Origin of the sequence: Streptomyces sp. G5(2025), assembly GCF_049542075.1 — a bacterium.
GTDB lineage: Bacteria > Actinomycetota > Actinomycetes > Streptomycetales > Streptomycetaceae > Streptomyces.
Window position 1 is genome coordinate 5,375,575 of the sequence record NZ_JBMUZT010000006.1, and the last position, 16,566, is coordinate 5,392,140.

Genomic DNA, 16,566 nt, shown 5'->3' on the forward strand with positions numbered 1-16,566 from the left:
GGTGGGTTCGGCTCGCTGCCTCCCTGGCGGGCTGTCAGGCCTTCGGTGGGCGCAGGGTTGCCGCGATATGTGCGGCCGCTGTCGACAAGTGGCGCCTGGCGTCCCGCAGTTGGTCCTCCGTGACGCCGTGGTCACGGGCGGCGTCACGGACGTCGTCGCGGAAGCGGTCCAGCAGGCGGTCGAGGTCGCGGGCCGGATTTCCGGTCGAGTCCTCCCGCGCCCAGTCGGGCATGTAGGCCACGACCAAGTCCTCGGGGGCCGCGCTGAAGTTGGGGCCGGACGCGGAGCCGCGCTCGGCGTCCGGCCCGGTATTCGGCTCGGTGTTCGACCTAGCGTCTGCTCCGGTGTCCGGCTCGGTGTCCGGCTCGGCCCCAGGGGCCGGGCGTGAGAAGCGCTTGCCGAAGTCCATGCCGAACTCGCCGAACCCCTTGGCCAGTTCGGCCAGGCCTTCCTGTACGCCCGCCGGCCAGTCGCCCCGCGCGAAGTGGTCCTGGACCTGCTCCTGGACGCGCTGGGCGATGCGCTGGACCTCCTCATGGGCCAGGGCCCGCGCCCTTTCCTGGGCGTCCTTGGCCTGGCGGCGTGCGCGCGTGGCCTCCTCGCGGGCCCGGCGGCTCTCGTCCTTCGCGCGGCGCGCCTGCTCCTTCCACTCCTGCTTGGCGCGCTTGAAGTCCTCCTTCGCCTGCCGCCAGCCGTCCTTGTCGCCCCAGGCGCCGTCGAGGAAGCCGGTCGGGTCGGGGAAGCCCTTGCCAGCGCCCGCGGCTCCCGAGGCGCGCGCCTCCTTGGCGGCGGCCCGCATCTCGCGCCGCAGATCGCCCACCGCGCCCTGGACGCCCTCGTGGATCTCGGCGGCCAGCTCGGCGACCGACTCGCGGATCTCCAGCTCCAGGTCGGCCAGCTCACCGCTGCGGCCGGCCAGCTCGGCGCGGCCCGCGTCCGTGATGGCGTACACCTTCCGGCCGCCCTCGGTGATGTGCGTGACCAGGCCCTCGGCCTCCAGCTTCGCCAGGCGCGGGTAGACCGTGCCCGCCGAGGGGGCGTACAGACCCTGGAAACGCTCTTCGAGGAGGCGGATCACTTCATAGCCGTGGCGGGGGGCCTCGTCGAGCAGCTTGAGCAGGTACAGGCGCAGGCGGCCGTGGGCGAACACGGGGGGCATTTCAGAGCACCTTCTTGTCGGTCGGGGCGGCGGTCGGCGGAGGGGTGACGTCAGGGGAGTCCGACGGGGCGACGTCCGGGCGGACCTCGTCGTATGGATCTTCCTCCATCGGCGGCCTGCGCAGGAGCGCGAGGGCTCCGGTCACCGTCGTCGCCCGGAGTCTTCCGCTGCCCGCGCCGAGCCGGCCCGTGACGCGCTTGGCGCCCCATCCCCAAGCCTGCGAACCGTCGCCGGCCCTCAGCTCCTCGAAGGCGTTCGACACCGCGCCGCTCGTGGTGTCCGCCTCCACCTCGGTGTCCGCGAGGTGCGGAAGGCGGACCGCGATCTCGCCGGAGATGTTCGTCAGGGCGATGTCAGTCGCGGTGCCCACCGGCGCGAGGTCCACGATCAACGCGCCGCTGACCGAATCCGCCCGGACGGATGAGCCCGCGGTCTCGACCATGGTGAGGTCCCCGGAGACGGACTGGAACTCCAGGTCGCCGCGGACGCCCTGCGCTTCCACGCTGCCTGACACCGTCTCCACGCGGGCCGGGCCCAGGAGACCGACCAGGGTCGTGTCGCCGGAGACGCTCCTCACCTCCGCGGGTCCCTCGATACCGGAGAGCAGGGCGCCCGCGCCGATCGCACCCACCTCGACGCGGGTGCCCGCGGGTACGGCAAGGGACACCACCGCGCTGCGCCGCCATCGTTTGCGAGTAAGTCCCTTGAGCTTGAGGAAGCCCTTCCATGGCAGGTCGTCATAGGCGACGCACAGGGCGCCGTCCTTGTGGGTGACGGTCAGGGGAGGGCCCTCGACCTCGGAGACCTCCAGGCGGGCTGAGCTCTCCTCGGTGCCCATGACATGCACCATGCCCTCCACGAGGCGCACGTGGAGGGTCGCCACCGGGGCGTCGAACGTGAGCTTCCGGGGCTCGGCGACGGACCACTCGGACATGGGCTGACCTCCTTGGCGGGTCGGGCGGGTCGGGCGGGTCGGGCGGGGCGGGCGGGGCGGCGGGACGAACAGGACGCGCCATATCGCGTCTCTGCTATCCACGATATATCGCGGTTGCCGGAAGTCAAGACATTCTGAGAGTGAAGCGTCGTCGGCGCCCCCCTGGTGGTGGCCCGTGAGCCATATGTCCCGGCTCGTGCGCCGAATGCCGTGATTTGTCCTAGCGTGGGGCCATGTCGTCTGAAGCCCTCGACCACGCCACGGGCGTCGGCGCGCTGCTGCTCAGCCAGGCCGAGCCCGACATCGTGGAGCCCGCCGCCCACCTGCTCCGCGAGCGGATGCTGCTCGCGCCGGCCGGTGGTGGCTGGAGCGTACTCGTGCCCGAGGGCAAGCCCTGGCTGCACGGTGAGGAGCCTGTCGACCGGGTGCTCACCGGCTGGGCCACGGCCCTCGCGGTCGGCTCGGGCCGGCCCGTGCTCGCCTTGTGGTGGGACACCGACCGCTCCGGCTACACCCTCGCGGCGGGCTTCCGGCGCACCGTCGGCTACGAATGGCTCGCCAACGGCACGCCTGTGGGCGAGGACGAGGCGATGCGGACGTTCGCGGCGCGGCTCGGCCTCGATCCGGTCCTGGACATGCAGTCCCTGGAGGCGTTGACCCGACCCGACGCGCAGGCCGACGCGCGCGCCAGGATGCTCGGCCTCCTCGCCGTCCTCACCCGCACGGGACTCACCCTCCCGCCCGGTCTCGGCCCCGGAGAACCGGCCGACCGGCTGCGCGAGGTGGCGCGGGTCCAGCGGGGCCTGCGCAGGATCGAGTGGTCCGGCTGGCGTGACGCGGTACGGGCGGAGTTCGACGTGGTCGACAGCGGGCCGCTCGGCCCCTGGGTGCGCGGTCCAAAGGCACGTGCGCTGGCCGCGGCCCAGGTGGCGGCCGCCCTGCCGCTCGCCGTATGGGCGGTACGACGGCGCAGCGGAGGCTGGGCCGCCGCGGCGGCGGTGCTGCTGGTGCAGGGGGCCCTGGGCCTCGCGTACGACCGGATGCGGGCCCGGGGCTGAGGGGCCTCGTCGGGCGCGGGGACTCGGGGGTCGGCCCCGCCGGGCGTGGGGTCAGGTGGTCGGCCCGGCGGTGACGTGGCGGTGGTTGCCCTCGTCGGGCGCGGTGGCTCAGGTGGTCGACTCGGCGGCGAGAGCGGTGGCGGTTCGGGGTGCTGGGCTTGGCGTGCGAGTGGATGCGGGCCCGGGGCTGAGGGGCTTCGCCGGGCGCGGGGGCTCGGGGGGTCGGCCCCGCCGGGCGTGGGGTCAGGTGGTCGGCCCGGCGGTGACGTGGCGGTGGTTGCCCTCGTCGGGCGCGGTGGCTCAGGTGGTCGACTCGGCGGCGAGAGCGGTGGCGGTTCGGGGTGCTGGGCTTGGCGTGCGAGTGGATGCGGGCCCGGGGCTGAGGGGCCTCGTCGGGCGCGGGGGCTCGGGGGTCGGCCCCGCCGGGCGTGGGGTCAGGTGGTCGGCCCGGCGGTGACGTGGCGGTGGTTGTCCTCGTCGGGCGCGGTGGCTCAGGTGGTCGACTCGGCGGCGAGAGCGGTGGCGGTTCGGGGTGCTGGGCTTGGCGTGCGAGTGGATGCGGGCTCGGGGCTGAGGGGCTTCGCCGGTCGCGAGGGCTCGGGGGTCGGCCCCGCCGGGCGCGGGGGTTAGGGGGCCTTGCCGTCCGCGGTGGTTCAGGTGGTCGACTCGGCGGTGGTGCAGGGTGCTGGGCCTCGCGTACGACCGGATGCGGGCCCGGGGCTGAGGGGCCCCGCCGGGCGCGGGGGCCAGGTGGTCGGCCCGGCGGTGACGGCGGCGTTGGTTCCAAAGGCCTCAGCGGTGGCGGTTCCTGTGGCTCAGCGCGGGTGTACCGCGTCAAGGTTCGGCGATGGCGGTTCCAGCGGCTCAGTGGCGGTGTACCGCGTCGAGGACGAGTGTCAGGAGGCGGTCCGGCTGGGCCGGGTCCGCCGTGGCGTGGGCCGTCGACAACGCGATGCCCACGACCAGTTGGACCAGGTCGGGAGCCGTGAGGTCGGAGCGGGCCGTGCCGGAGTGCTGGGCCCGGGCCAGAAGCCCGTGTGCCGTGTCCTGGATCCGCTGGTGGCAGTCGAAGCCCAGGGCGTCCGGCCGCTCCAGTTCCTCGATCAGCAGGGCGCTGCCCAGGCCCTGGTTCACCCGCGCGTGGGCGAGCAGCGCGCGCAGCCACTCGGCCAGCGCCTCGTCGGGGGAGTCGGCCGCGAGCAGCTTCTCCGCGCGTCCGCACAGGGTGTCGATCCGGTCCTGGAGTACCGCGGTCAGAAGTGCGGGGCGGGCGGGAAAGTGGCGGTAGAGCGTGCCCGGGCCGACCCCCGCGCGGCGGGCGATCTCGTTGAGGGACGCCTCGGGGCCGGACTCGGCGAACGCCTCCCGTGCCGCGGCGACGATCCGCTCGCGATTGCGCCGCGCGTCCGCGCGCGGCCGCCGGTCGACGGAGGCTTGGTCGGCGGCGCGGGTACGGCGGTCCAGCGCCGGTCCCGTTCGCTGGTCCTGGTCCTGGTCCTGCTCCTGTGCGTGCCTCTGCCTCTGCCCCTGCCCCCTCCTGTGGCCCTTCCCTTGTCCCTCTCGGCGTCGTTCCTCGGGTGTGCTCATCCGGTCATCGTCGCGTACCGCACAGCAAGGGGCTAGCTAACCGGAGAGGTTCTCCATATTGTTGGGACCGCCAAGCGGAGAGGTTCTCCGGAAGAGCGCCGGGAAGGCAAGGGTGGGGCGCATGAGTGGGGCTATGGTGCGGGGCGGGCTCGGGCAGGCAGGGGTATGGACCTTCGCCTTCGAGGGGCACCCCGCGGGGCGGGTCCGGGAGACCGCCATAGAGATCGAGGAGCTGGGGTACGGCGCCCTCTGGTACGGGGAGGCCTTCGGGCGGGACACCTTCGGGCAGGCCTGGTTGCTGCTCACCGCGACCCGCCGCATCGTCGTCGCCTCGGGCATCGCCAACATCGCCTTCCGGGACCCGCTGGCCATGGCGGCGGCGGAGCGCACGCTGGGCGAGGCCTTTCCGGGGCGCTATCTGCTCGGTCTGGGCGGCCACCGGGTCGACGACACCGTCGTGGAGGTCGACGGCTATCCCGTTCCCGCGCGCGGGAAGGCGCTCGCGACGATGCGCCGCTATCTGGAGTCCATGGACGCGGCCCCCGCGCACGGCCCCGTTCCCGACCCCGCCCCGCGCCGCGTCCTGGCGGCGCTCGGCCCCAAGATGCTGGCGCTGGCCGCCGAGCGTACCTGGGGCGCCCACCCGTACTTCGTCCCCGTCGAGCACACGGCGCTCGCGCGAAGGACCATGGGGCCGGACGCGTTCCTGGGCGTCGAGCAGGCCGTCGTCCTCGACAGGAACGTCGACCGGGCGCGAGAGGTGGCCGCGCGGCACGTGGCGGGCTACGTCACGAGCGCTCCTCACCAGAAGGCGAACGTACGGCGCATGGGGTTCGGTGACGCAGATTTCGCGGGCGGCCCGCCCAGCCGCCGCCTCGTCGACGCGATCGTCGCCTACGGAGACGTCGACGTGCTCCACGCGCGCGTGCGGGCCCATCTCGACGCGGGCGCCGACCACGTCTGCGTACAGGTGCTGACCGAGGACCCGGCGGCGCTGCCCCTGCCGCAGTGGCGGGAGCTGGCGCCTGCGCTCGTGACGGGGTGACCAGGGGGCCGGGTGACCGGGTGGCTGGGGGCCGGGTGAGCGGGTGGCCGGGCGTGGCTACTCGTCCTCGTCCTCGTCGTCCAGCCGCGCCAGCCACGTCGCCAGGCGCTCGACCGGGACCTCGAAGTCGGGGTTGAGGTCCACGAAGGTGCGGAGCTGCTCGGCGAGCCACTCGAAAGTGACCTCCTCCTCGCCGCGCCGCTTCTCCAGCTCCTCGATGCCACGGTCGGTGAAGTACAACTCATGCTCCTGATGCGGACGGCCTCTTCCCCCTCATGGTAGGCGGCCGAGACCCCGCACACGCCGGTGGGCCCGGCCCCGGGCGACAAGCGCTCGGGGCCGGGCCCACCGTTCGTAGAACCGCTGAGGCCGCTGAGGCCTACGCCTCGAAGACCTCGCTCAGGAGCTGCGCCTGCTCCTGCTCGTGGCGCTTCTTCGAACCGACCGCCGGAGACGAGCCGTGCGGACGCGAGATGCGCCGCAGCCGCTCGCCGTGCGGGATGTCGGCGCCGACCGCCAGGTCCAGGTGGTCGATGAGGTTGAGGGCGATGAAGGGCCACGCGCCCTGGTTCGCCGGCTCCTCCTGCGCCCACAGGTACTTCTCGGCGTTCGGGTACTTGGAGATCTCCTCCTGGAGCTCCGCACCCGGCAGCGGGTACAGGCGCTCGATGCGGATGATCGCCGTGTCCGTGATGCCGCGCTTCTGCCGCTCGGCGTCCAGCTCGTAGTAGAGCTTGCCCGCGCAGAAGACGACCTTGCGGACCGCCTTCGCCTCCACGGACGCGTCGCCGATGACCGGGCGGAAGCTGCCTGAGGTGAACTCCTCCGTCTTGGACGCGGCGGCCTTCAGGCGCAGCATCCACTTCGGGGTGAAGACCACCAGCGGCTTGTGGTGCGGGTTGTGCACCTGCCACCGCAGGAGGTGGAAGTAGTTCGACGGCAGGGTCGGCATGGCGACCGTCATGTTGTTCTGCGCGCACAGCTGGAGGAAGCGCTCCGGGCGGGCGGACGAGTGGTCCGGGCCCTGGCCCTCGTAACCGTGCGGGAGGAGCAGGGTGACGCCGGACGTCTGGCCCCACTTCTGCTCGGCCGAGGAGATGAACTCGTCGACGACGGTCTGCGCGCCGTTGACGAAGTCACCGAACTGCGCCTCCCACATCACGAGGGACTCGGGACGGGCCAGCGAGTAGCCGTACTCGAAGCCCATCGCCGCGTACTCCGAGAGGAGCGAGTCGTAGGCGTTGAAGCGGGCCTGCTCCTCGGAGAGGTACAGCAGCGGCGTGTAGTCGTCGCCCGTCTCACGGTCGATGAGGACCGCGTGGCGCTGGCCGAACGTGCCGCGCCGCGAGTCCTGGCCCGCCAGGCGCACCGGGGTGCCCTCCATCAGCAGCGAGCCGATGGCGAGGGTCTCGCCCATGCCCCAGTCGATCGTGCCGTCCTCGACCATGGCCGCGCGGCGCTGGAGCTGCGGCAGCAGGCGCGGGTGCACGGTGACGCGGTCGGGGATGTTGACCTGGGACTCGGCGATGCGCTTGACGACCTCCTGGGAGATCGCGGTGTTCACGGCGACCGGGAACTCGGCCTCCGGACCGGAGACGTCCACCGGCGAGGGCTGCGAGGTGGCCTCGCGGACCTCGGTGAAGACCTTCTCCAGCTGCCCCTGGTAGTCCTGGAGCGCCTGCTCGGCCTCCTCCAGGGTGATGTCGCCGCGACCGATGAGGGACTCGGTGTAGAGCTTGCGCACCGAGCGCTTCTTGTCGATCAGGTCGTACATCAGCGGCTGGGTGAACGCCGGGTTGTCCGACTCGTTGTGCCCGCGGCGGCGGTAGCAGATGAGGTCGATCACGACGTCCTTGTTGAACGCCTGACGGAACTCGAAGGCCAGGCGGGCCACGCGGACCACGGCCTCCGGGTCGTCGCCGTTCACGTGGAAGATCGGCGCCTCGATCATCCGCGCCACGTCCGTCGAGTACATCGACGAGCGGGACGACTCCGGGGCGGCGGTGAAGCCGACCTGGTTGTTGATGACGACGTGGACCGTGCCGCCCGTGCGGTAACCGCGCAGCTGCGACATGTTCAGGGTCTCGGCCACCACGCCCTGGCCCGCGAAGGCCGCGTCGCCGTGGAGCGCGACGGGCAGGACCGTGAAGTCCGTGCCGCCCTTGTTGATGATGTCCTGCTTGGCGCGGACGATGCCTTCCAGGACCGGGTCGACCGCCTCCAGGTGGGAGGGGTTCGCGGCCAGCGAGACCTTGATCTGCTCGCCGTCCAGACCGGTGAAGGTGCCCTCGGCGCCCAGGTGGTACTTCACGTCGCCGGAGCCGTGCATCGACTTCGGGTCGAGGTTGCCCTCGAACTCGCGGAAGATCTGCGCGTACGACTTGCCGACGATGTTCGCGAGGACGTTCAGGCGGCCGCGGTGGGCCATGCCGATGACGACCTCGTCCAGGCGCGACTCGGCGGCCGAGTCGATGACCGCGTCGAGCAGCGGGATGACCGACTCGCCGCCTTCGAGCGAGAAGCGCTTCTGACCGACGTACTTGGTCTGGAGGAACGTCTCGAACGCCTCGGCGGCGTTCAGGCGGCGCAGGATGCGCAGCTGCTCCTCGCGCTCCGGCTTGGTGGCGTGCTGGCGCTCGATGCGGTCCTGGAGCCACTTGCGCTGCTTGGGGTCCTGGATGTGCATGAACTCGACGCCGGTGGTGCGGCAGTACGAGTCGCGCAGCACGCCGAGGACGTCGCGCAGCTTCATCATCGACTTGCCGGCGAAGCCGCCGACCGCGAACTCCCGCTCCAGGTCCCACAGGGTGAGGCCGTGCTCGGTGATGTCCAGGTCGGGGTGCTTGCGCTGCTTGTACTCCAGCGGGTCCGTGTCGGCCATCACGTGGCCGCGCACCCGGTAGGAGTGGATCAGCTCGAAGACGCGGGCGGCCTTGGTGACGTCGTCGTCGTGCGAGGCGTCGATGTCCTTGAGCCAGCGGACCGGCTCGTAGGGGATGCGCAGCGCCTCGAAGATCTCGTCGTAGAAGCCGTTCTCGCCGAGGAGGAGGTTGGCGACGATCCGCAGGAACTCGCCGGAGGCGGCACCCTGGATGACCCGGTGGTCGTAGGTCGACGTGAGCGTCATGACCTTCGAGATGCCGAGCTTGTTCAGGGTGTCCTGGGAGGTGCCCTGGAACTCCGCGGGGTAGTCCATCGAGCCGACGCCCATGATGACCGACTGACCGGGCATCAGACGCGGCACCGAGTGGACGGTGCCGAGGCCGCCGGGGTTGGTCAGGGAGACCGTGACGCCGGTGAAGTCGTCCATGCCGAGCTTGCCGTCGCGGGCGCGGCGGACGATGTCCTCGTAGGCCTGCCAGAACTCGAAGAAGTTCAGGGTCTCGGCCTTCTTGATACCCGCGACCACGAGCTGGCGGTCGCCGTTGGGCTTCACGAGGTCGATGGCGAGGCCGAAGTTGATGTGCTCCGGCTTGACCAGGGTGGGCTTGCCGTCCTTCTCCGCGAAGGAGTAGTTCATCGACGGCATGGCCTTGATGGCCTGCACCATCGCGTACCCGATGAGGTGCGTGAAGGAGATCTTCCCGCCGCGGGCGCGCTTGAGGTGGTTGTTGATGACGATGCGGTTGTCGAAGAGCAGCTTCACCGGGACCGCGCGGACCGACGTGGCCGTCGGGACCTCGATCGAGGCGTTCATGTTCTTCGCGACCGCGGCGGCGGGGCCGCGCAGCGTCACGTACTCGGGACCGGCGGGGGCTTCCTTCGCAGGGGCCTCCTTCGCGGGCTCCGCCTTGGTGGCGGCCGGCTTCGCGGCGGCGGGCTTGGCGGCCGGGGCCGGAGCGGCGGCCGCGGGCTTCGCCGCGGGGGCGGCGGGCTTCTCGGCGGCCGGGGCGGCCGGAGCCGCGGGTGCGGCGGCGGCCGGTGCGGCGGGCGCGGCCGGAGTGGCGGGAGCACTGGTGGCCGCGGCCCCCGCGGCCGCGTCACCCGCCGGCTTCGCCGGGGCGGCGGCTACGGAAGCGCCCGCCCCTGGCTTGTAGTCGGCGAAGAAGTCCCACCAGGCTCGGTCGACCGAATTCGGGTCCTGGAGGTACTGCTGATAGATCTCGTCGACGAGCCACTCATTGGGACCGAAGGCGGCGGCAGGGTCCTTGCCCTGCGCGTCTTGGTCGGTCGAGATGCTCGAGTTACTGGGGGACTCTGGCGACACGGCGGTAACCGCCCTCTTCCGCTTCACAAGGTGATGGACAGCGGAAATAAAGGCTACGCCTCCATCGGCGCTGGGTGCAGGCCGGGCCCGTCATCCGTCGCGTAAGTCACACTGGGCGAAGGGTTTCGGGGGTGTAAATGGCGGGAAACAAGCGAGGTTCCGCAACGCGAGATGGCCGCGCGGGTACGTCGGAGGGACGTCTACGCGCGGCGGCGGCCTCCGGGTGCCCGCGAGAGCGGCCGGTAATCGCTTCCGCTTCGAACCCTACGTCAACTTCACGCGTCGGACAGGCCCGGAAGAGTGACCTGGATCCGGCAGCCGCGCGGGGATTCGGCCACCCCGATGTGGCCGCCGTGCAGATCGACGGCCCAGCGCGCGATGGCGAGGCCCAGGCCGGTGCCGCCGTCGATGGCCGAGCCCTTGGCGGGGCGCCGGCGTGGCTGCCCCGGTTGAACCGCTCGAAGACCCGATGCCATTCGGACTGGGGGATTCCGGGGCCCTCGTCGAGCACCTCCAGGTCCAGGGACTCGGGGTAGGGGCCGCGCCGGGCCCGCACTGTCACGCGGCCGTGCGGCGGGCTGTGCTTGACCGCGTTGTCGATGAGGTTGGCTACCACCTGGTGCAGGCGCTCCGCGTCCGCGTGCGCCGTCAGCTCCGGGGGCGAGACGTCGAGGTGCAGATGGACGTCCGTACGCGTGTGGCTGCCGGAGCCCGAGGCGATGGCCGCGCGCGCGGAGGCCACCATGTTGGCCTCCTTCAGTACGCCCGACAGATACGGCCAGACCTCGAAACGGCGGGCCTTCAGCGGTACGACGCCGTTGTCGAGGCGGGAGAGGTCGAGCAGGGTCTCCACCAGACGGCCGAGGCGCTCGGTCTGTTTCAGGGCGGTGCGCATCGTCTCGGGGTCGGCGGCGGAGACCCCGTCCACGACGTTCTCCAGGACGGCGCGCAGGGCCGCGATGGGGGTGCGCAGCTCGTGGCTGACGTTGGCCACGAGCTCCTTGCGCTGGGTGTCCTGAGCCTCCAGGTCGTCGGCCATGGCGTTGATCGTGGTGGCCACGTCGCCCAGCTCGTCGCGCCGGTCGGCGCCGCGCACCCGGCGCGTGTAGTCGCCGTGGCTCACCGCGCGGGCCACCGCGTTCATCTCGTCCAGCGGCGCGGTGAGGCTGTGCGCCACGAACTGCGTGATGAGCAGCGTGGCGATCACCGAGAAGACGGTGATGAAGCGCAGCTCGGTCTCGGTCTTCATGGCCACCAGCAGCAGGCCCGTGGTGATGAAGACGGAGACGACGACCAGGGCCCCGAGTTTCGTCTTGATGGAGAACGGCCGCAGCCCCTGGAACGGCCCGAAGGACCCGAAAGGCCCGCTCATGGCAGGACCGGCCTCACGGCGCCGGGGTTTCGAGGGCGTAGCCCACGCCGTGCACCGTCCGGATGCGCTCGGCGCCGATCTTCCGGCGCAGCGCCTTGATGTGGCTGTCGACGGTGCGGGTGCCGGAGGCGTCGGCCCAGTCCCAGACCTCGGCGAGCAGCTGCTCGCGGGAGAGGACGGCACGCGGGGTGTTGGCCAGGCAGACCAGCAGGTCGAACTCCGTGGGCGTCAGATGGACGTCCTCGCCGCGCACGCGCACACGCCGCTGGGCGTGGTCGATCTCCAGTTCGCCCAGGCGCAGGATGCCGCTGCGGGGCGTCGTCGCGGCGAGTGCGGCCCGCTCGACCCTGCGGAGCAGGACGTGGACGCGGGCCGCGAGCTCCCGCATGGAGAACGGTTTGGTCATGTAGTCGTCGGCGCCCACGCCGAGGCCGACCAGCATGTCCGTCTCGTCGTCACGCGCGGTGAGCATGAGGACCGGGACGGGCCGCTGGGCCTGGACCCGGCGGCACACCTCCAGGCCGTCGAAGCCCGGCAGCATGATGTCGAGGATGAGCAGGTCGGGCTGCCAGGCCTGGGCCGTGTCGACCGCCGAAGGGCCGTCCCCGGCCGTTTGCACAACAAAACCCTCGGCCCGCAGCCGGGCGGCGATGGCGTCGACGATCGTCGGGTCGTCCTCGACCACCAGGACCCGTCGCTGGGCGCCGGGTGTCGCCGCCGTGGCGCCGTTGTGGGAGGTGTGTGTCTGCTCCATCGCCCGCCCCTGACACTGATCGCTTGTGTTCGGTCAGCAGGGTACGGGTCGCGAAGGCACCTCGGCTACGCAGCCCTGACGCCGAGATGCACCACGTCGGGGACGCCTCGGGCAACGGGGATCTCTTCGGTGCGTACCTGTTGGAATCCGGCATTCCGTAGAGCGTCGTCGAAAGCGGGCGAGGGCTTGGCGGACCATACGGCGAGCACGCCGCCGGGGGTGAGGCGGGCTTTGCAGGCGGCCAGACCGGCAGGCGAGTAAAGGGAGTTGTTGCCCTCCGTCACCGTCCAGTCGGGGCCGTTGTCGATGTCCAGACAGAGTGCGTCGTACGTCTCGTCGTACGTCTGCGGGGGACCGGGTCGTGCGCCCCCGGTTCCGTTCATGTAGGTGACGAGGTCAGTGTGAAGAATTTGCGTACGCGGATCGGTGAGTGCGGCGGCGGACAGCTCGGCGAGCGGTCCCGCCCGGTGCCAGTCGATGATGGCCGCCTCGCGCTCGACGACGGTGATACGCCCCCAGCGGGGGTCGGCGGCGGCGTGCGCCAGGGAGAAGCCGACGCCGAGGCCGCCGATCAGGAGGGCCGGCCCCGGGCGGTCGTCGAGGGCGTCCCGCGCCGCGTCGACGAGCAGCCGCTCGGAGCGGCCGTCGGAGGTGTCCATCAGGAAGCAGCCGTTGGCGATGATCTGCAGCAGCTCACCGTGGCGCCGCAGTACGACCTCGCCGTACGGGCCCTCGCGCCGGTCGAGGACGACGGGGGCGGTGGTGTGGGTGTGCATGGGCCACAGGGTATGAGCGGCGGGGCGGGGCGCGGGCCGCTTTTTTCGACGGCGCGGGCGGCTTTTCCGGCGGTGCGGGAGGCCGCCGGTGACGCGGAAGTGACCCCTGAGGTTGCTGTGAATCGCGTCCCACGTGGACGCCGGACGTGGACAGCGCTCCGGGAATGGGCAAAGGGTAGGGCGGGACGGAAGGAGCGCCTCACCCGTGAACCAGAGCGTCGAGCCCCCGGACACCGCCGACACCACCGGCATCGCCCGCGCGCCCGGGGGCTGCGAGCCGCCCGCGGCTCCCGGGGACCGTGAGCCGCCCACCCTGCACGCGATCCCCCGGCAGCCGCCCCCGCGCCTCTGGCCGCCGGAGGGCGAGCACGGGGTCACGGCTATGGCCGCGGGGCCTGCGGCCACGGGCACGGCCGCCGTCAGATCTGCGGCCAGGGCCAGGGCCAGGACCGGTGTCGGCTCTGCGGCCACCGTCACGGCCGTGGTCGGGCCTGCGGCTCGGGATATGGCCGCTGTCGGGCCTGCGGCCGTCGCCACGGCCGCCGTCGGGCCCGCGCCTGTCGTCACGACCGCCGTCGCCGGGCCCGTCGCCACGGCCGCCGTGGGGCCCGTACCCGCTGCCACAGCCCCCGTCGCCGCTCCGGCCGCGGCGGGGCCCGTGCCGGCCGTCACGTGCGCCGCCGGGCCTGCGCCCGCTGTCATGGCCGCCGTCGGATCTGCCGCCGTTGGGCCCGCCGCCGCTACGGCTGCCGCCGGGCCTGCGCCCGCTGTCACGGCCGCCGTCGCCGGGCCCGTGCCTGCCGTCACGACCGCCGCCGGAGCTGCCGCCGCCGTGGGGCGTGCGCCTGCCGCCACAGCCGCCGGATCCGTCGCCGCCGGGCCCGTCCTCGTCGCCACGGCCGCCGTCGGGCCTGCGCCCGTCGCCACAGCCCTCGCCGCCGGGCCTGCGCCCGCTGTCACGGCCGCCGTCGTCGGGCCCGTGCCTGCCGTCACGACCGCTGCCGGAGCTGCCGCCGTCGCCGGGCCCGCGCCCGTCGCCCCAACCCTCGCCGCCGGGCCCGCGCCCGTCGCCACGGCCGCCGCCGGGCCCGCGCCCGTCGCCACGGCCGCCGCCGGGCCCGCGCCCGTCGCCACGGCCGCCGCCGGGCCCGCGCCCGTCGCCACGGCCGCCGCCGGGCCCGCGCCCGTCGCCACGGCCGTCGCCGGGCCCGTGCCTGCCGTCACGACCGCTGCCGGAGCTGCCGCCGTCGCCGGGCCCGCTCCCACCGCCACAGCCCCCGCCGGATCCGCCTCCCCCGCAGCTCCCTCCCGGGTCCGCTCCCGGATCCGCCCCTGGTGGCTGTTGCCCGGGCCTCGTCGTACGCCCTTCACCTTTGGGTACGCGGTCGTCCTCACCGCCACCTCGCTCCTCGGCCGGTACGCCGACCCGGAGCTGGTCGACGCGTTGCTGCGCGGTTCCAGCACCGATGTCGCGCACCTCGCGCACAACCCGCTCCTCGTTCTCGTCGCCAGTGCGCTGTGGATCGCGGGCGGCATCACCTCGCCGTACGCCATCGGCTTCCTGCTGGTCCTCACCGCGCTGGAGCGCCGCATCGGAGGCCTGCGCACGGCCGGGGTCTTCCTGCTCGGGCACGTCGTCGCCACCCTCGCGACGGAGGTCCCGGTCGGTCTGTCCGTCCTCGCGGGCCATCTGCCCGGCAGCTCGCTGCACCGCCTGGACTACGGGATCAGCTTCGGCGTGGCCGCCAGCGTCGGCGCGCTCGCGGGGCTGCTCACGCCGTGGCTGCGCTGGGCCGTGCTCGCCGGCTTCGGCTGGATGCTGGTCGAGGACCTGATCGCGTTCACCGACCCGATGACGAACTGGGGGCACCTGCTCGCGTTCGCGGTCGGCGTCTGCGTCTGGCCCCTGCTCCGGCGCGGTCGTCCCTTCCGGGCTCCTCCCTCGGGGCAGGCCTCACGCGCCGGCGCGAGCTAGGCCGGCACCGCCTCCAGCACGGACGGCCACGCCGCCGTCGGCAGGATCCGCGTCAGCGTGAACCCCGCCGCTGAGAGCAGCGCCGTGAAGTCGTCCTCCGTCCGCTCCCGGCCGTCCACGATCGCCGCCATGGCGACGTCCAGGGCCTTGCCGGGGTGCGGGTAGTTGCCCTCGGGCAGCACCGACTCGACGATCAGGAGGCGGGCGCCGGGGCGCATCGCCGCCCGGCAGTTGCGCAGGATCCGCAGGCAGGCGTCGTCCGGCCAGTCGTGCAGGACGTGCTTGAGGACGTAGAGGTCGCCGCCCTTGGGGACCTGCGCGAAGAAGTCCCCGGACTCGGCGCTCCAGCGGCCTCGCACGGCGTCGTCCCCGCTCAGGACGTGCGTACTGATCGCCGGGGTCTGGTCGAAGAGGACCCCGGTCAGGCCGGGCCGCCCGCGCAGGAGCGTCCTCAGGAGGTTGCCGCGCCCGCCGCCGACGTCCACCACCGTGCCCCGCTCGGGGAAGGGGAACGCCTCGGCGACCGCCGCGTCGACCGGCCCCGAGAGCGAGGTCATGCCGGCGTCGAACAGCTCCCGCAGCGCCGGGTCCCCGGCCAGGTACGCGAAGAACGGCTGCCCGAAGGTGCGCTCGAAGGACGGCCCCTCCTTGCGCACCGTCTCCTCAAGGCCCGCCGAGGTCTGCTGGAACGCCTGGTCGGTCAGCATCACGACCGCCGCGTGCTGCGAGTGCGGCACGTCCGTGCGCAGCGACTCCGCGAGCGGCGTGAGGTGGAAGGCGCCCGCCTCGTCCTCCCGGAAGACGTCACGCGTGGCGAGATAGCGCAGGACGCGCCGCAGGTGCCCGGCGTGCGTGTCGGTCAGCTCGGCCAGCTCCTCGGCGGTGCGCGGCCCGGCCGCCAGGTGGTCGGCGACGCGGCAGCGGGCCGCCGTGCGCAGCGCCGCCGAGAAGAGATGACCGAGTGCGTGCTCCATGAGCTGCCCGGTGAGGTCGGGTGTGTCCACCGTGGATCTCCTCCGCGAGAGTCGGAAAGCCGGAAGTCTCCACGGTCCCGAGAGAACGGCCGCCCGTACAGAGGGCGATCCGGTGCCGGCTGCTGGTGCCGCCGTCACCGTCACCGTCAGCGCTCTTGTCCCATCACGTTCGATGCTGCATCAGGGCCGGTGTGTTACCTGGAAGATGAGCGAACGGATTGATCGGCAGGGCGTGGCTGTGTGCAGGTTGTCTCTGTACTTTCCGTCCGCTGCGGAGGCAGGGGAGGGGTTGTTGCTGTGAGGGGACGCCGGTGAGGCTGCGTCCGTAATGCCGTTGGCTCTGGGTTAGCGCTGCGGGTGGCGGGCTGGGCGAGGTGAACAGGCCGGACTCCGGTTCGGTGAGCACGCTGCGGGCGACGAGGCGTTCGAGTTCTGCGCGCAGGCTTTCGGCGTGGTTGGTGGTGGTGCCGGTGTCGAGGGCGCGGCAGATGTCCTTGGCGCGTAGTCCGCTGTCGGTTCCTGGCGCCTCCGGCATCGACGCCACCACACCGAGGTCCGTGGGCCGCAGGTGAGCAGACAGTCACGGCGCATGTGGGCGGCCTCGATCGTCCCTACCCCTCGGGGAAACGCAACCTGGGCAGGGGCAGGTGCGGGTACCTGACGGCTACTTCGGCCGACAACCGTCGCGGTAGGGCATGCGGGGTACGTCACGCTGTGCACGGTCC

The 16,566-nt window shown here is 72.5% G+C and carries 12 protein-coding genes and 1 pseudogene; 3 read left to right on the forward strand and 10 right to left on the reverse strand.

Annotated features, from left to right (window positions below; translation table 11 throughout):
- Positions 1-34: 34 nt before the first annotated feature.
- Positions 35-1,159 carry a helix-turn-helix transcriptional regulator gene (locus tag ACOBQB_RS35375; RefSeq protein ID WP_423597745.1) on the reverse strand — a complete coding sequence of 375 codons (1,125 nt, stop codon included), beginning with the start codon at positions 1,157-1,159 and terminating at the stop codon, positions 35-37.
- A 1-nt stretch (position 1,160) separates the two neighbouring features.
- Positions 1,161-2,093: a DUF4097 family beta strand repeat-containing protein gene (locus tag ACOBQB_RS35380; protein ID WP_423597747.1), complete on the reverse strand. Its 933-nt coding sequence runs from the start codon at positions 2,091-2,093 to the stop codon at positions 1,161-1,163.
- A gap of 233 nt (positions 2,094-2,326) precedes the next feature.
- Between ACOBQB_RS35380 and ACOBQB_RS35385 the strand changes: the two genes are divergently transcribed.
- On the forward strand, positions 2,327-3,151 hold the full coding sequence (locus tag ACOBQB_RS35385) for a hypothetical protein (protein WP_423597749.1): 825 nt from the start codon (positions 2,327-2,329) through the stop codon (positions 3,149-3,151).
- Positions 3,152-4,015: 864 nt separating this feature from the next.
- Here the strand turns inward: ACOBQB_RS35385 and ACOBQB_RS35390 are convergent.
- On the reverse strand, positions 4,016-4,738 hold the full coding sequence (locus tag ACOBQB_RS35390; protein ID WP_423597751.1) for a TetR/AcrR family transcriptional regulator: 723 nt from the start codon (positions 4,736-4,738) through the stop codon (positions 4,016-4,018).
- A gap of 121 nt (positions 4,739-4,859) precedes the next feature.
- Here ACOBQB_RS35390 and ACOBQB_RS35395 point away from each other — a divergent pair, with 121 nt between their 5' ends.
- Positions 4,860-5,783 carry a TIGR03620 family F420-dependent LLM class oxidoreductase gene (locus ACOBQB_RS35395; protein ID WP_423597753.1) on the forward strand — a complete coding sequence of 308 codons (924 nt, stop codon included), beginning with the start codon at positions 4,860-4,862 and terminating at the stop codon, positions 5,781-5,783.
- 57 nt (positions 5,784-5,840) lie between these two features.
- Here ACOBQB_RS35395 and ACOBQB_RS35400 read toward each other — a convergent pair whose 3' ends face one another.
- The 5 genes and pseudogenes from ACOBQB_RS35400 to ACOBQB_RS35420 form a co-directional block, all read right to left on the reverse strand.
- A complete protein-coding gene (locus ACOBQB_RS35400; protein WP_003961784.1) occupies positions 5,841-6,023 on the reverse strand; it encodes a DUF6104 family protein in 183 nt (60 codons plus the stop codon).
- Between the two features lie 139 nt (positions 6,024-6,162).
- A complete protein-coding gene (locus ACOBQB_RS35405; RefSeq protein ID WP_423597755.1) occupies positions 6,163-9,990 on the reverse strand; it encodes a multifunctional oxoglutarate decarboxylase/oxoglutarate dehydrogenase thiamine pyrophosphate-binding subunit/dihydrolipoyllysine-residue succinyltransferase subunit in 3,828 nt (1,275 codons plus the stop codon).
- A gap of 275 nt (positions 9,991-10,265) precedes the next feature.
- Positions 10,266-11,362, reverse strand: a pseudogene (locus tag ACOBQB_RS35410) (HAMP domain-containing sensor histidine kinase).
- Positions 11,363-11,375: 13 nt separating this feature from the next.
- Positions 11,376-12,116 carry a response regulator transcription factor gene (locus ACOBQB_RS35415; protein ID WP_423597757.1) on the reverse strand — a complete coding sequence of 247 codons (741 nt, stop codon included), beginning with the start codon at positions 12,114-12,116 and terminating at the stop codon, positions 11,376-11,378.
- A 65-nt stretch (positions 12,117-12,181) separates the two neighbouring features.
- Positions 12,182-12,892 carry a spermidine synthase gene (locus ACOBQB_RS35420; RefSeq protein ID WP_423597759.1) on the reverse strand — a complete coding sequence of 237 codons (711 nt, stop codon included), beginning with the start codon at positions 12,890-12,892 and terminating at the stop codon, positions 12,182-12,184.
- A gap of 205 nt (positions 12,893-13,097) precedes the next feature.
- Here ACOBQB_RS35420 and ACOBQB_RS35425 point away from each other — a divergent pair, with 205 nt between their 5' ends.
- Positions 13,098-14,867, forward strand: a complete 1,770-nt coding sequence (locus ACOBQB_RS35425) for a rhomboid-like protein (RefSeq protein WP_423597761.1) — start codon at positions 13,098-13,100, stop codon at positions 14,865-14,867.
- On the opposite strand, the gene ACOBQB_RS35430 is transcribed toward ACOBQB_RS35425, so the two are convergent.
- Together ACOBQB_RS35430 and ACOBQB_RS35435 are read right to left on the reverse strand one after the other, a co-directional pair.
- Complete coding sequence (locus tag ACOBQB_RS35430) at positions 14,864-15,871, reverse strand: methyltransferase (RefSeq protein ID WP_423597763.1); 1,008 nt, start codon at positions 15,869-15,871, stop codon at positions 14,864-14,866. The genes ACOBQB_RS35425 and ACOBQB_RS35430 overlap by 4 nt on opposite strands.
- Positions 15,872-16,004: 133 nt before the next feature.
- Positions 16,005-16,388: a hypothetical protein gene (locus tag ACOBQB_RS35435; RefSeq protein ID WP_423597767.1), complete on the reverse strand. Its 384-nt coding sequence runs from the start codon at positions 16,386-16,388 to the stop codon at positions 16,005-16,007.
- Positions 16,389-16,566 lie beyond the last annotated feature (178 nt).

Excerpts from the sequence above, each read along its gene's own strand:
- ACOBQB_RS35385 (WP_423597749.1), top strand. The coding sequence starts at position 2,327 with ATGTCGTCTGAAGCCCTCGACCACGCCACGGGCGTCGGCGCGCTGCTG.
- ACOBQB_RS35415 (WP_423597757.1), bottom strand. The coding sequence starts at position 12,116 with ATGGAGCAGACACACACCTCCCACAACGGCGCCACGGCGGCGACACCC.
- ACOBQB_RS35380 (WP_423597747.1), bottom strand. The coding sequence starts at position 2,093 with ATGTCCGAGTGGTCCGTCGCCGAGCCCCGGAAGCTCACGTTCGACGCC.
- ACOBQB_RS35420 (WP_423597759.1), bottom strand. The coding sequence starts at position 12,892 with ATGCACACCCACACCACCGCCCCCGTCGTCCTCGACCGGCGCGAGGGC.
- ACOBQB_RS35390 (WP_423597751.1), bottom strand. The coding sequence starts at position 4,738 with ATGAGCACACCCGAGGAACGACGCCGAGAGGGACAAGGGAAGGGCCAC.
- ACOBQB_RS35375 (WP_423597745.1), bottom strand. The coding sequence starts at position 1,159 with ATGCCCCCCGTGTTCGCCCACGGCCGCCTGCGCCTGTACCTGCTCAAG.
- ACOBQB_RS35395 (WP_423597753.1), top strand. The coding sequence starts at position 4,860 with ATGAGTGGGGCTATGGTGCGGGGCGGGCTCGGGCAGGCAGGGGTATGG.